Origin of the sequence: Salinivibrio sp. PR6, from assembly GCF_001995955.1 — a bacterium.
Taxonomy (GTDB): domain Bacteria; phylum Pseudomonadota; class Gammaproteobacteria; order Enterobacterales; family Vibrionaceae; genus Salinivibrio; species Salinivibrio siamensis.
The window spans coordinates 86,028-99,857 of the sequence record NZ_MUFA01000004.1 but is presented as its reverse complement, the minus strand read 5'-3'; the positions used below and the strand labels follow the sequence as shown (position 1 = coordinate 99,857).

General features: G+C 49.7%; 10 protein-coding genes. 6 read left to right on the top strand and 4 right to left on the bottom strand.

Translation table 11 applies throughout. The features are described from left to right. Positions 1-90 precede the first annotated feature (90 nt). Positions 91-2,766 (bottom strand): DNA topoisomerase (ATP-hydrolyzing) subunit A, encoded by a 2,676-nt coding sequence (gene gyrA / locus BZG72_RS04105; protein ID WP_077579237.1) that lies wholly within the window; start codon positions 2,764-2,766, stop codon positions 91-93. Positions 2,767-3,396: 630 nt separating this feature from the next. Here gyrA and ubiG point away from each other — a divergent pair. From ubiG to yfaE, 5 genes are all read left to right on the top strand, one after another. Beyond that, positions 3,397-4,107, top strand: coding sequence for a bifunctional 2-polyprenyl-6-hydroxyphenol methylase/3-demethylubiquinol 3-O-methyltransferase UbiG (ubiG, locus tag BZG72_RS04100; protein ID WP_077579236.1), 711 nt, complete (start codon positions 3,397-3,399; stop codon positions 4,105-4,107). 24 nt (positions 4,108-4,131) lie between these two features. Beyond that, complete coding sequence (gene gph / locus BZG72_RS04095) at positions 4,132-4,788, top strand: phosphoglycolate phosphatase (RefSeq protein ID WP_077579235.1); 657 nt, start codon at positions 4,132-4,134, stop codon at positions 4,786-4,788. 395 nt (positions 4,789-5,183) lie between these two features. Next, positions 5,184-7,472 (top strand): class 1a ribonucleoside-diphosphate reductase subunit alpha, encoded by a 2,289-nt coding sequence (nrdA, locus tag BZG72_RS04090; RefSeq protein WP_046073501.1) that lies wholly within the window; start codon positions 5,184-5,186, stop codon positions 7,470-7,472. A gap of 52 nt (positions 7,473-7,524) precedes the next feature. Continuing rightward, positions 7,525-8,658 carry a class Ia ribonucleoside-diphosphate reductase subunit beta gene (gene nrdB / locus BZG72_RS04085; protein ID WP_077579233.1) on the top strand — a complete coding sequence of 378 codons (1,134 nt, stop codon included), beginning with the start codon at positions 7,525-7,527 and terminating at the stop codon, positions 8,656-8,658. Next, positions 8,655-8,945 (top strand): class I ribonucleotide reductase maintenance protein YfaE, encoded by a 291-nt coding sequence (gene yfaE / locus BZG72_RS04080; RefSeq protein WP_046073503.1) that lies wholly within the window; start codon positions 8,655-8,657, stop codon positions 8,943-8,945. Before nrdB ends, yfaE begins: the two co-directional genes overlap by 4 nt. Positions 8,946-8,981: 36 nt before the next feature. Here yfaE and BZG72_RS04075 read toward each other — a convergent pair whose 3' ends face one another. Beyond that, complete coding sequence (locus tag BZG72_RS04075; protein ID WP_241829535.1) at positions 8,982-10,235, bottom strand: CinA family nicotinamide mononucleotide deamidase-related protein; 1,254 nt, start codon at positions 10,233-10,235, stop codon at positions 8,982-8,984. Between the two features lie 226 nt (positions 10,236-10,461). Here BZG72_RS04075 and tyrP point away from each other — a divergent pair, with 226 nt between their 5' ends. Next, complete coding sequence (gene tyrP / locus BZG72_RS04070; RefSeq protein ID WP_077666146.1) at positions 10,462-11,634, top strand: tyrosine transporter TyrP; 1,173 nt, start codon at positions 10,462-10,464, stop codon at positions 11,632-11,634. 68 nt (positions 11,635-11,702) lie between these two features. On the opposite strand, the gene BZG72_RS04065 is transcribed toward tyrP, so the two are convergent. After that, positions 11,703-12,428: a sulfite exporter TauE/SafE family protein gene (locus tag BZG72_RS04065; protein WP_077666145.1), complete on the bottom strand. Its 726-nt coding sequence runs from the start codon at positions 12,426-12,428 to the stop codon at positions 11,703-11,705. 112 nt (positions 12,429-12,540) lie between these two features. Next, the gene (locus BZG72_RS04060) at positions 12,541-13,767 is read right to left on the bottom strand and encodes a methyltransferase (RefSeq protein ID WP_108743017.1); all 1,227 of its coding nucleotides are present in this window, start codon (positions 13,765-13,767) and stop codon (positions 12,541-12,543) included. Between the last annotated feature and the right edge of the window lie 63 nt (positions 13,768-13,830).

Sequence of the window (13,830 nt, the reverse complement as noted above, 5' to 3'; positions counted from 1 at the left end):
ATTCGATCACATTTTCCATGCTCTCCTGTCAATAGGTAATAAAAAAGGGTGCAGTTCACTGCACCCTTATGACGTTATCTAAGCGACGACTTACGCGTTTTGATCATCATCAGACGCGGGCGACTGATCGTTATCATCGCGTTGATCATCATCGGTAGGCGCTGATGCCTCGCTGCCGTCCGACTGAGTGGTTGTCCCGGCTTCATTGGCCAAGGCTTCCATCTCATCTTCGTCTGGCTCTTCGATGCGCTGTAGGCCCACCACTTTCTCGTCATCACTGACGCGAATCAAGCGTACACCTTGGGTGTTACGCCCCACTTGACTCACCTCTTCTGCGCGAGTACGGACTAAGGTCCCCGCATTAGTGATCATCATCAGCTCATCGCCTTCACAGACTTGGATGGCACTGACAACGTCGCCATTACGCTCAGAGACTTTGATCGAAACCACCCCTTTGGTCGCACGACTCTTGGTTGGGTATTCTGCCAACGCTGTACGCTTACCAAAGCCGTTCTCGGTCACGGTCAAGATTTCCGCATTCTCTTGCGGCACAATCAAAGAGACGACCTGATCGTTTTCAGCCAATTGAATGCCTCGTACCCCCGCGGCGGTACGACCCATCGCGCGAACGGTGTCATTCGATGCGAGGAAGCGCACTACTTTACCGAATTGCGAGAACAGCATGACTTCACTGCTATCATCAGTGAGCTGGGCCCCAATCAGGCTATCGCCCTCACGCAAGTTCACTGCAATGATCCCGGCGCTACGTGGACGGCTAAAGTCAGTCAGTGGTGTTTTCTTCACGGTACCATGAGCTGTGGCCATAAAGACGTATTTGTCTTCTTCATACTCACGCACTGGCAGGATCGCGGTAATACGCTCATCTTCTTCCAGCGGGAGTAGATTCACAATTGGCTTACCGCGCGCATTACGCGATGCATGCGGCAGCTGATAGACTTTCAGCCAGTACATACGCCCGCGCGTCGAGAAGCACAGTATTGTGTCATGGGTATTAGCAACCAGCAGTCGCTCAATGAAGTCTTCATCCTTCATTCGCGTCGCTGATTTCCCCTTACCGCCACGGCGCTGCGCTTCATAATCGCTCAGAACCTGATACTTAACGTAACCATCGTGTGACCAGGTCACTACCACGTCTTCTTCATTGATAAGATCTTCAATATCAATGTCTGCACTCGCGGCAGTAATTTCGGTGAGGCGTTTATCGCCAAAACCATCACGGACGGCTTCGAGCTCTTCGCGGATCACTTCCATCAAGCGCTCGGTACTGGCCAAGATATGCAGCAGCTCCGCAATTTGCTCGAGCAGGCCTTTATACTCGTCCAGGATTTTTTCGTGCTCAAGCCCGGTGAGCTTGTGCAAACGTAAATCCAGAATCGCCTGTGCTTGTTGTTCAGTGAGGTAGTAAGAGCCATCATCACGGGCACCAAATTCTGGCGCCAACCATTCAGGACGCGCGTTTTCGCCACCCACAGCTTCCAACATGGCAGACACGCCACCGAGTCCCCAACCTTGATCTTGTAGCTCTTGTTTGGCTACCGCAGGCGTAGGGGCTTGACGAATAAGCTCAATGACTTCGTCGATGTTCGCCAATGCGACCGCCAAGCCTTCCAAGATATGGGCACGGTCACGAGCTTTGCGTAATTCATAGACCGTGCGACGTGTGACCACTTCACGGCGGTGGTTAACAAAGCACTCAAGCATCCCTTTTAGGTTAAAGAGCTTCGGCTGGTTATTATCCAGCGCCACCATATTAATGCCGAATGACGTCTGTAATTGGGTTTGCGCATAGAGGTTATTAAGTACTACCTCAGCCACCGCATCACGTCGACACTCAATAACAATCCGCATGCCGTCTTTATCAGACTCATCGCGTAGCGCGGAAATGCCATCAATTTTCTTGTCTTTAACCAGCTCGGCAATCTTTTCAATCAAACGCGCTTTGTTGACTTGATAGGGGATTTCATTGACAACAATGGTCTCTTTACCGTTTTTGTCAGTTTCGATATCCGCCTTGGCACGCAAGTAGATTTTTCCGCGCCCTGTTTTATACGCGTCTTCAATCCCTTTGCGACCATTAATCATTGCCGCTGTCGGGAAGTCTGGGCCTGGAATGTGCTCCATCAGCTCATCAATAGTGATATCTTCATTATCGATATACGCCAGACATCCGTTAACAACTTCGGTTAGGTTGTGAGGTGGGATGTTGGTTGCCATCCCGACCGCAATCCCGGAGCCGCCGTTAACCAGCAGGTTGGGGACACGCGTTGGCAATACGTCCGGGATTTGCTCAGTACCATCATAGTTCGGCACATAATCCACGGTTTCTTTATCGAGATCGGCAAGCAGCTCATGGGCAATTTTCGCCATGCGCACTTCGGTATAACGCATTGCGGCTGCTGAATCACCGTCGATGGAGCCGAAGTTACCTTGGCCATCTACCAACATGTAGCGCAGTGAGAACGGTTGCGCCATGCGCACAATCGTATCGTATACCGCACTATCACCATGCGGGTGATATTTACCGATTACATCGCCGACCACACGGGCCGATTTCTTATATGGCTTGTTCCAGTCGTTGCCAAGTACGTTCATCGCGAATAATACGCGGCGGTGTACTGGCTTTAGGCCATCACGCACGTCAGGAAGAGCTCGGCCAACAATGACGGACATTGCATAGTCGAGATACGAGCTTTTTAGCTCCTCTTCGATATTGACTGGCGTGATCTCTTTAGCAAGATCGCTCATGGAGCCAACATCCCTCAAATAATGTTTGCGTATTCAAATACGTGACCACGGAGAATAACACAAACCCTCTTTGGAGACACGCGAATATGGCTAAGATGTATCACGGATCTCGTTAGCAGGCGCTCTGAACGCGTCTACACGGACAAAAAGCCACCACTTGCGTAGCTAACTATGGTTTTTTTACTAGGAAAGCCCACAAGGTGTCTGAGCGCGAAAAAGGAATAATTAGCTTAACTTGAGCACAAGATCACTTTTTTAGCAGGCGCCGAAATATCAACCATACTTAGAAGTGACGTGCCTGACCGACCTAACGTTGGTCAACTTGATACTAAAGAGGAGGCATGATGCTCACTCGTATCGTTAACGCGATTGGTGCCTGCCTAATAGCAGGCAAATACCTTTTGGCTGGAATAATAGCGACCAGCGCCATTTTAACCGCGGCGTAACGCCGCTCCCTTCTGCACGGCGGTGGCTGGCCGTCGTGCTATTTCTATACCTCTACATGTTACCTCCCACTCAGCGTCGCCGATCCCTATTCACGACACCCACCGGTCCCGCGAGAAGCACGGCTTCTTTTTATCGCGTTGGATTTCGTTATAATGCAGCAAAACCGATAAGGAAGCTGCAGTTATGAGCCAAGTACCCAATGTCGATCCGGCAGAAATTCAAAAATTCGAGGATATGGCCTCGCGTTGGTGGGATTTAGAGGGTGAATTTAAACCTTTGCATCAAATCAACCCATTACGCCTCGATTATGTCTTGGATAAAGCGGGCGGATTATTCGGCAAAAAAGTACTTGATGTCGGATGCGGCGGCGGCATCTTAGCCGAAAGCATGGCTCAGGAAGGAGCGGAAGTGACAGGACTGGACATGGGAAAAGAGCCTCTCACCGTCGCGCGGCTGCATGCCCTCGAAGCCGGAGTCGATGTGCACTACATCCAATCAACCGCGGAAGAACATGCCAGCAGCTATGCGCAGCAATACGACGTTGTCACTTGTATGGAAATGCTCGAACACGTGCCTGAACCCGCCTCCGTGATTCAAGCCTGTGCACAGATGGTAAAACCCGGTGGTCATGTCTTTTTCTCGACACTGAATCGCAATGCCAAATCTTGGCTGTTCGCGATCGTCGGCGCGGAGCATGTGCTTAAATTGGTTCCCAAAGGCACCCATGAGCACCATAAGTTTATTCGCCCCTCAGAGCTGATGAACATGATTGATAACACCCCGCTAACGGCCAAAGACATGACAGGGCTGCATTACAACCCGGTGTTTGATACCTACAAACTTTCCAACGCCAATGTCGATGTGAATTATCTCGTTCACACCGTCGCGCCCTAGCCGACTGATAAGGAGCTCGCCAGCATGATCCCATCGACCATTCTCTTTGATTTAGATGGCACCTTGCTTGACACCGCCCCCGACATGGGTGAGGCCGCTAACCGCGTCCTCGCCGAGTTTGACTTGCCTCCTTTAACACGCGAGCAAATTTATACCCATACAAGTTTCGGTGCGCGCGGCCTGTTAAGTGCTGGGTTTGGCGAACAAGCACAATATCAAGACCCTGTTGCCCTCCGTGCGCGTTTTCTTCATCACTATGGGGACGCGATATGTCATGGCACCCAGCTTTACGCTGGCATAGACACCCTGCTCGATAAGCTGGATCAGTTACGTATCCCTTGGGGCATTGTGACGAATAAGCCCGAAGGGCTCACGCATCAGTTACTCGCCTTCTTCCCACGCCTGCAAAAGGCCAAAGTCATCGTTGGCGCCGATACCTATGCTCATGCCAAACCGCACCCTATGCCTTTGCTTGAAGCAGCCAAAAGCCTCAATTGTGTGCCACAACAAGGGCTGTATGTCGGAGACATTGAAAACGATATATTAGCGGCGCGCGCGGCGAATATGGGCGCAGCCGTCGCAGGATGGGGTTACACCGGCGATCAAGCCTTAGTTCATAATTGGAAAGCAGATCATATTTTCGCCAAGCCTGATCAGCTTAGCGCCATTCTTGGATCCTAGTCACACCCCACATTTTGTGGGGTTTGCTGTCTTTTCAATCAGTTAAAAACGATCACTGATCATCGCTAAGATCAACCAAAATAAATTTTTTTTATTACCAATTTTTGCCTTTCAGTGATTGAAATTCTCACTAATCTTGTCGGCCTTGCGTCACTAGGTTGGTGATTACTAACTTTAGATATAACATCCCCAAGATATCCACACCCACCCTAACAAAGACTGGCTTGCAAAAAGCAGGTTATATCACTATCTTGTAACCGACTCGGACATCGCCCCCTATATATAGTGTATGAGCGACGAGATGTCCGCATAGAGGCCGACCAAAAAATCATCAGCATTTTATAAAACTTGCGAAAAAGAGCAGTTTGGCAAGGGAATATTGGGAAAGCATACAAATGAACCAAGAAATTACCGTATTAAAGCGTGATGGACGCAAAGAAAACTTAAACCTCGATAAAATCCATCGCGTAGTGACTTGGGCTGCCGAAGGCCTCTCAAACGTTTCTGTTTCTCTGGTTGAGATGCGCTCTCACATCCAGTTTTACGATGGCATGCGCACGGAAGATATTCACGAGACAATCATCAAAGCCGCTGCCGATCTAATCTCCGAAGAAAGCCCAGATTATCAATATCTTGCGGCGCGTTTGGCCGTCTTCCACTTACGTAAAAAAGCCTATGGCCAGTTCGAGCCACCTAAGCTGGTTGATCATGTCAAAAACATGGTCGAGAAAGGCAAGTATGATAAGCATATCTTGGAAGATTACAGCGAAGAGGAGCTCGATACCCTAGACAGTTACCTCGATCACTGGCGCGATATGAACTTCTCATATGCCGCGGTGAAGCAGCTGGAAGGTAAATACCTGGTGCAAAACCGTGTCACCGGTGAGATTTACGAAAGCGCACAGTTTTTGTACATGATGGTCGCTGCCTGCCTGTTTGCGTCATACCCTAAAGAAACGCGTTTGGACTACATTCGTCGTTTTTATGATGCTGCCTCGCAGTTTAAGATCTCACTGCCAACGCCTATCATGTCCGGCGTACGTACGCCTACACGTCAATTTAGCTCTTGCGTATTGATTGAGTGTGACGATAGCTTGGACTCTATTAATGCCACATCCAGCGCGATTGTTCGCTATGTATCACAACGCGCAGGTATAGGTATTAACGCGGGCCGTATTCGCGCGTTGGGTAGCCCTATCCGAGGTGGCGAAGCCTTCCACACTGGCTGTATCCCGTTTTATAAATATTTCCAAACGGCGGTGAAGTGCTGCTCGCAAGGCGGCGTTCGTGGTGGCGCAGCAACCTTATTCTATCCAATTTGGCACCGTGAAGTGGAATCGCTGCTGGTATTGAAAAACAACCGCGGTGTAGAAGAAAACCGTGTACGCCATATGGATTATGGTGTGCAAATCAATAAGTTGATGTATACCCGCCTGCTTAAAGGTGGCAACATTTCCTTGTTCTCTCCGTCAGATGTGCCTGGCTTATACGACGCCTTTTTCGAAGACCAAGACGAGTTCGAGCGTCTATATACCCAATATGAAGCGGATGCCTCTATCCAGCGCGAAACAGTCAAAGCGGTTGATCTGTTCTCACTGATGATGCAAGAGCGCGCCTCAACAGGCCGTATCTACGTTCAAAACGTTGACCATTGTAATACCCATAGCCCGTTTGATGCATCGGTGGCACCTATTCGTCAGTCGAACCTGTGTTTAGAAATCGCGCTGCCGACCAAGCCACTGAACAATGTTGAAGATGAGAACGGTGAGATTGCACTGTGTACGCTATCCGCCTTTAACCTGGGTGCGCTTGAATCACTCGACGAGCTGGGTGAACTGGCCGACTTGACCATTCGTGCGCTTGATGCGTTATTGGACTATCAAGATTATCCGTTACCTGCCGCGCGCAAAGCGACCATGAACCGCCGTACACTCGGTGTGGGTGTGATTAACTTTGCCTATCACCTCGCCAAGCACGGTGTACGTTATTCGGATGGCAGTGCGAATGGCCTTACGCACCGAACCTTTGAAGCGATTCAATATCACTTATTGCGTGCATCCGTGGAGCTGGCGAAAGAAAAAGGCGCGTGTCCTGCGTTTAACGAAACCACTTATTCGCAAGGTATCCTTCCTATCGATACCTACAAGAAAGACTTGGATGCGATTTGTGATGAGCCGTTACACTTGGATTGGGAAACCTTGCGCAAGGATATCCAAACCCATGGTTTGCGTAACTCAACACTGACCGCTTTGATGCCATCAGAAACGTCGTCACAAATTTCAAATGCCACCAATGGCATTGAACCACCACGTGGTTTTGTCTCGGTGAAAGCCTCAAAAGATGGCATTCTCAAACAAGTGGTACCTGAGTATCACAAGTATAAAGATAATTACGAACTGCTCTGGAACATTGGCAGCAATGAAGGCTACTTACAGCTAGTCGGTATCATGCAAAAATTCGTCGACCAAGCGATTTCTGCCAACACCAATTATGATCCGAGCCGACATGCAAGCGGTAAAGTTCCTATGAACCAGCTGCTTAAAGATTTGCTCACCGCGTACAAACTGGGGGTTAAAACCCTGTACTACCACAACACCCGTGATGGCGCGAGCGATGGTCAGTCGGAATCAACCGCGGCGCAAGCTGCTGAAGACGATTGTGCCGGCGGTGCATGTAAGATCTAACACACGACATGCAAAGGGCCTCTGGGCCCTTTTCTAGAGGTTTATAAGATTCATGGCTTACAGTACGTTTTCTAAAATCAACAATGACCCGCTCAAAGAACCCATGTTCTTGGGTCAGTCCGTTAATGTTGCCCGCTACGATCAGCAAAAATATGAAATTTTTGAAAAACTGATCGAAAAGCAGTTGTCGTTCTTTTGGCGCCCAGAAGAGGTGGACGTCTCGAGCGATCGTATTGATTACAACAAGTTACCTGAACATGAAAAGCATATTTTCATCAGTAACTTGAAGTATCAAACGTTGCTGGACTCTATCCAAGGTCGCAGCCCTAACGTCGCGCTACTCCCATTGGTCTCTATTCCAGAACTCGAAACCTGGATTGAAACCTGGAGCTTCTCTGAAACCATTCATTCTCGCTCTTACACCCACATTATTCGTAATATTGTGGCCGATCCAGCGATTGTGTTTGATGACATCGTGATGAATGAGCACATTCAAAAGCGCGCAGAAGACATTGCCCAGTATTATGATGACCTTATTCAGCTGAGTAACTACTATCACCAACTTGGCGAAGGGACGCATTCGATCAATGGCCAGACAGTCACCGTCAGCCTGCGCGCGCTGAAGCGCCAGCTGTATTTGTGCCTGATGTCGGTCAATGCGCTTGAAGCGATTCGCTTCTATGTCAGTTTTGCATGCTCCTTTGCCTTTGCCGAGCGTGAACTGATGGAAGGTAATGCTAAGATCATCAAGTTTATTGCCCGTGACGAAGCCTTGCATCTGACCGGCACGCAGCACATGCTCAACATTCTACGTAGCGGTCAAGACGACCCTGAGATGGCCGACATTGCCAAAGAATGCGAGCAAGAGTGTTTTGATCTGTTCAAGAAAGCGGCTGAGCAAGAAAAAGACTGGGCAGAGTATTTATTCCGTGATGGCTCGATGATCGGCCTGAACAAAGATATCTTGTGTCAGTATGTTGAATATATCACCAACCTAAGAATGTCTGCCGTGGGTTTAGCACCTGCCTATGACAATGCGACACAAAACCCCATTCCTTGGATTAACGCTTGGCTGTCCTCGGATAATGTTCAGGTGGCCCCACAGGAAGCAGAAATTAGCTCGTATCTGGTCGGTCAGATCGATAACGAAGTCAGCGTCGAAGACTTTGGTGACTTCGAACTATGACCCGTATCACCATCGAAGTGAACGGCATAACGGTGGGTGGCAACACCCACCAAAACTTGCTAGAGCAGTTAGAAGACGCCGGTATTCAGCCTGAATATCAATGCCGAAATGGCATGTGTGGCGCATGCCGCTGTAAGCTTAATCAAGGGTCTGTCACGCAGGGAGAAAGCATGGCCTTTGTGATGCCAGGCGAAATCCTCGCTTGTCAAAGTGCGCCGCAGACTGATGTGTCCATTGCGTTCGACTACCAACCCGCTGACATCAAAAAACAAGTTAACGAGGCGTAATACAATCGCCTCGCTTTCCCTGCTCTTACCGACCTTCTATTCTATGCTGTCTGCATCAATATAAATATCGTCATGTCGCGTCAGTGAGGCATAATCGGCAATCACCGTATATCCATTTAAGTAGCGCCTTAACATATCTAACAATACAGTGGAGATATAGCAGCGCGCATCGTCGTGAGACAGTTGCCGTTTAAAGCTTAAACGCTGCCCCCACTCGCCCTCGGGTGTGGAGATAGCCACACAGATTTGTCCGTGAAGTTCCGGACCACAGGCAAGGCCAATTTGCTTTTGCTCGGGGCTGATCGTCGCACTGGCCATCGCCAGTGAGGCTGCTAACGGATTGGCCAACGCTTGCTCTGGCACATGGGCGTTCGACATCACCCAGCCTTGTTCAACCAAATAAGCCGCTTGCCCATTGAGTAAGCTTGATAGCCAGCCACCAGTGAACTGCTCAGCCACTTTCAACGCAATACCGTGACGATTAACATCAAACGCTAATGCTGAAGCCATTGGCTCATTATATGACACCACATAATCAGCGAGCCGCTGTTGCAGCGCCTCAAGTATGGTGTCTTTTTCATCATGCTCTGCATCAATAAACAGCTTCACCTCAATAAAAGGCAAACTCGAGCGATATCCCAGTGACACATCGTCAGGAAGCACTAATGATGCCATCACGTCACTGATCCCGGACTCTGACAAGCCAAATGTAAACAAACGGTAACACGATCGCGCTTTTGCCGCGTAAACATGTAACAACTCAGGAAGGATTTGGCGCTCAACCATGTCGAAAAACTCAGAGGGCACACCAGGCGTAAAATAAAAATGACACCCATTGAGTTCACAGTGAAAACCACACGCCGTCCCTTTCGGGTTCTCAATTAAGCGCGCACCGTCAGGTAACATCGCTTGCTTAAGGTTGCTTTGTGCCATCGGCCGGCCGTGTCGCTCAAAGCGCTGTTTCAGCTCATCAAGCCACGCTTCGTTCAGTGTTAGCTCAACCCCCATCGCCGATGCCATTGCTGCCGTAGTGAGATCGTCTGTGGTCGGTCCCAGTCCTCCGTTCACAATGACCACTTGCTCTGTCTGTGATAATCGAACCAGCTCGATCGCCATATCATCAAGGTCATCTCCAATGGTCACGCGACGAGACATTGTTAGCCCGTTCTCAAATAACGTCCTTGATAGCCATGCTGCATTGGTATCCGTGATATCTCCCAGCAACACTTCCTCTCCGGTAGAAAGCATCGCGATTTGTGGCATTGGTGCTTGATGTTGTTGGTTTTCCACCCTGCCGCTCCTTATTGGTCACCGTGATTCGTCTTTGATTATGACATTAGACCGCTCGATTCACTACCCCAGCCTAACCGTACACTTTACTTTACTTATTCGTACCTTTAGCATTACACGCATCCGTTTTTTTATCTGCATAGACAGTGCACAATGCGCATAAATTCACGTTATCTTTTGTGCGAACACAACAATTAACTTTTTATTAACACTGGTTAAACATAATATGAATAAAGTACTAGGAAGTTCGCTGATTATCGCAGGGACAACCATTGGCGCAGGCATGCTAGCTTTACCACTTGCCTCCGCTGGTATTGGATTTGGGGCATCGATGGCATTAATGGGGGCGATGTGGGCTCTGATGACCTACACAGCGCTGTTAATGCTAGAGGTCCATCAGTACGCTGACGCGGATGCCACATTGCACAGTCTGGCCAAACAGTTTTTAGGGGATAAGGGCAAGTGGCTTGCCTCATTCGCCATGTTGTTCTTATTTTACTCTCTGTGCGCCGCTTATATTGCGGGCGGTGGGAGCCAGCTCAATGAGAAGCTGGCACAATGGTCAACCATCGAGCTACCGCCAGCAGCCGGTGCGGTGTTGTTCACCCTCGTATTTGGCTTAGTGGTGACCCTGGGTACGAGTAAAGTGGATTTAATCAACCGTGGTTTATTTACTGTTAAAGTCTTATTCCTGATTTTAGCGTTAACCTTACTCACCCCACACGTCTCCAGCATTAACCTCGTAGAGATGCCAGTCGAAAAAGGGCTCTTGGTCGCTGCACTGCCCGTTATTTTCACCTCTTTTGGCTTCCACGGCAGTATCCCCTCGATTGTACGTTATGTCGGGATAGATCTGCCTTCACTACGTAAAGTGATGATCGTCGGCTCGACTCTTCCACTTACACTGTACATTTTTTGGCAAGTCGCGAGTTTAGGAACAGTGGCACAAGCTACCTTGGTGCAAAACGGTGAACTGTCTCAGTTCGTTGCCATCATCCAATCGGTGGTGCAACAAGATTATATCGCCTCCAGCATTTCGCTTTTTGCTGATTTAGCCTTAGCCACGTCATTTCTCGGCGTTAGCTTAGGATTATTTGACTTTATTTCCGATAGCTTTAATCGCCAAGATAGCATACGTGGCCGCTTGCAAACCGCCGCTATTACTTACTTACCGCCTTTGGTGTTCGCACTTTTCTACCCTCAAGGGTTTATCACTGCGTTAGGTTACGCGGCAATTGCTCTGGTGATTCTTGCGGTGGTGCTACCTGTGCTGATGGTGCGTAAAGCACGTCAAACCGTCTCAACAGATGAGCATTATCAGGTGATTGGTGGGAATCTTGGCCTTAGCTTGGCAATGGTGGGAGGCATAAGCGTTGTAGTGGCACAGTTTATTGGCTGATCATCGCTCGCTAACCATCCAATGATTCGATGACGCCCCACTGACGGGGCGTCATTTTTTATTATTTTCTAGCCACCCATCAAGCCGCGTACCAGCGTACTGACTCCAGCTAAGGTACAAAGTAGCAACATTGCCCGACGGACGAGCTGCGGTTTCACCTTTGGTGCGACCCGATAAGCAAGCCATGTCGCCACCAGTACGGCAGGCACCGCAAAAGCCGCTTGCTTTAAGTGCCACCATGTCAGAAAGTCCGTGGCGCTTAAGGCGATCAAAGACAAGATGCAGCTGATCGCAAAGTACCCCGCCAGGCATRCGCGCATCTTATTGACATCAGCGTGTTGCAGTACAAGGGCCATTGGCGGGCCACCAATACTCGTCGTCGTGCCCATCACCCCAGAGGTAAAACCGGCGACAAAAAAGTTTCGTCGATTAGGGGTAATGTCAAAGCGCATGACACTGGCCAATACTGCGATTAAGACGGCTGCCCCGATGATAATTTCCAGCATTTGTGTTGTGACGACCAACATCACGCCTCCGGCCACGGCAGTCCCCGGCACACGGCCTAAGTAAGCCCAACTAAGATCACGAAATGAGAGTTGATGCCGATATTGCCAGGCATTAATGCTCGCCAATGTCAGTCCCACCATAGAAATGGTGGTTGGGACGAGTTTGGGATCAATCATCAGCAATAGTGGTGCCGCCACAATCGCCATACCAAAGCCTACCAAGCTTTGCACAAAACAGCCGAGACCCAAGATCATGGCCACCGCTATGGAAACGCCGATATCAGGCATAAAAAGTAACTTCAGGTAAAGATAGGTAACCAGAGTGTAACGATTTACTCAGTCTTGAGCGAGCTTTTACGGCTGATCATCTTATCGACACTTGTTCACCGCGCGTAACACGTCAAGGATGGGCTGGTGTGCTGGGCGCATTAATCATTTCAGCATGAATCAATAGATTGCGAGGCGTCAATTCACGCTCACAAAACTGCATCAGACTCACCGAGTACCCGTGTTGCTCAAGATATAACACCCTGTCCAACACCAGCCATATTTCCATTGCTCGGCGAAAGGCGCTCTTAACGACGTTGATTTGTTCGAGAATGGAAAAACGCACCTCCCCGCGGCGAAAGTAGCCATCCACATCGAAATCATCGGGTAACGAGAGCCCTTTTTGTGCCGCACCCCAACGACAGAATTCCGCAAACCCTTGGCTAAGTTGTGATTTTTTCAGTGCGGGTAATGGCAAGTAATGATCCTGGTTTTGCCAGTCTCGCTGCCATTCATCAAAGCCTAAGCGATAAATAACTTCCTGTTCCCGTTGGCGACGCACTCGCTGTCCACCAGTCACCGATTCTTGGACGGCAAGTTTAAGGTCAGCTTTTGTCAGCCGCATTCCCGTATTCTGGGCGACATCCGAGAGTGGCTGATAAATCTCCCCACGAATCAGCTGATAGCAACATGGAGAGACGGATAGACGCGGCATACCGCACGTCACTGCTTTTTGCAGGAGCGTTACATGCAAGTCGCCGCAGGCATGTAACGCTAATCCGTGGTCACAACCGGCCATCACAGCGGCCGCCGCCGTGTCCATGGCATCTAAGGGGTAAAATCGCATCGCGAGGGCGTTGCGCTGTGCAAACGCTTGTCCTTGATCACAAAGTGCTTTTTGCCATTCGATACTCTCAACCGGCTTACCGGTCACCGATGAGATGGCACGCCCGAGATATCCTTTTCCGGCACACCATTCGAGATAGCGTACCGTCTCCCCGTGAGTGGGAACCGCACCGATGTATGCCTCGATTTGCGCCCACTTTCTTCCCGGAACCCCTACCGCCAACCGCGGATCCACACCCACCTTGGTCGTACTCGCCTGCGGTACAGCAGTCAGTTCGGTCAATGGCGCCAACGCAGGCCACCAGCTCGACAACTGGGTAATCACAGCTTCAGGTGCTGCCTTGAGTGCTGTTATCTGGGAATAATCCAAGCTGGCCAGCCAAGCGCACAATGCGTCTTCTTCCTGCCACGGTAAACATCTATGTGCCATTGGCATCGGTTGCCATAGCCATTGAAACTGGGTAAGAAGCTGGGTTAATTGAGTGAACTGTTGCTGAAAAGAGACGGAAGACATGGCTGCTATCAGGACTTGAATAAAAGCGTGATCAAAAAAGGCTGCTTGACGCAGCCTTGTCGT

Coding starts and splice junctions, on each gene's coding strand:
- gyrA (WP_077579237.1), bottom strand. CDS start 2,766: ATGAGCGATCTTGCTAAAGAGATCACGCCAGTCAATATCGAAGAGGAG.
- ubiG (WP_077579236.1), top strand. CDS start 3,397: ATGAGCCAAGTACCCAATGTCGATCCGGCAGAAATTCAAAAATTCGAG.
- gph (WP_077579235.1), top strand. CDS start 4,132: ATGATCCCATCGACCATTCTCTTTGATTTAGATGGCACCTTGCTTGAC.
- nrdA (WP_046073501.1), top strand. CDS start 5,184: ATGAACCAAGAAATTACCGTATTAAAGCGTGATGGACGCAAAGAAAAC.
- nrdB (WP_077579233.1), top strand. CDS start 7,525: ATGGCTTACAGTACGTTTTCTAAAATCAACAATGACCCGCTCAAAGAA.
- yfaE (WP_046073503.1), top strand. CDS start 8,655: ATGACCCGTATCACCATCGAAGTGAACGGCATAACGGTGGGTGGCAAC.
- tyrP (WP_077666146.1), top strand. CDS start 10,462: ATGAATAAAGTACTAGGAAGTTCGCTGATTATCGCAGGGACAACCATT.
- BZG72_RS04060 (WP_108743017.1), bottom strand. CDS start 13,767: ATGTCTTCCGTCTCTTTTCAGCAACAGTTCACTCAATTAACCCAGCTT.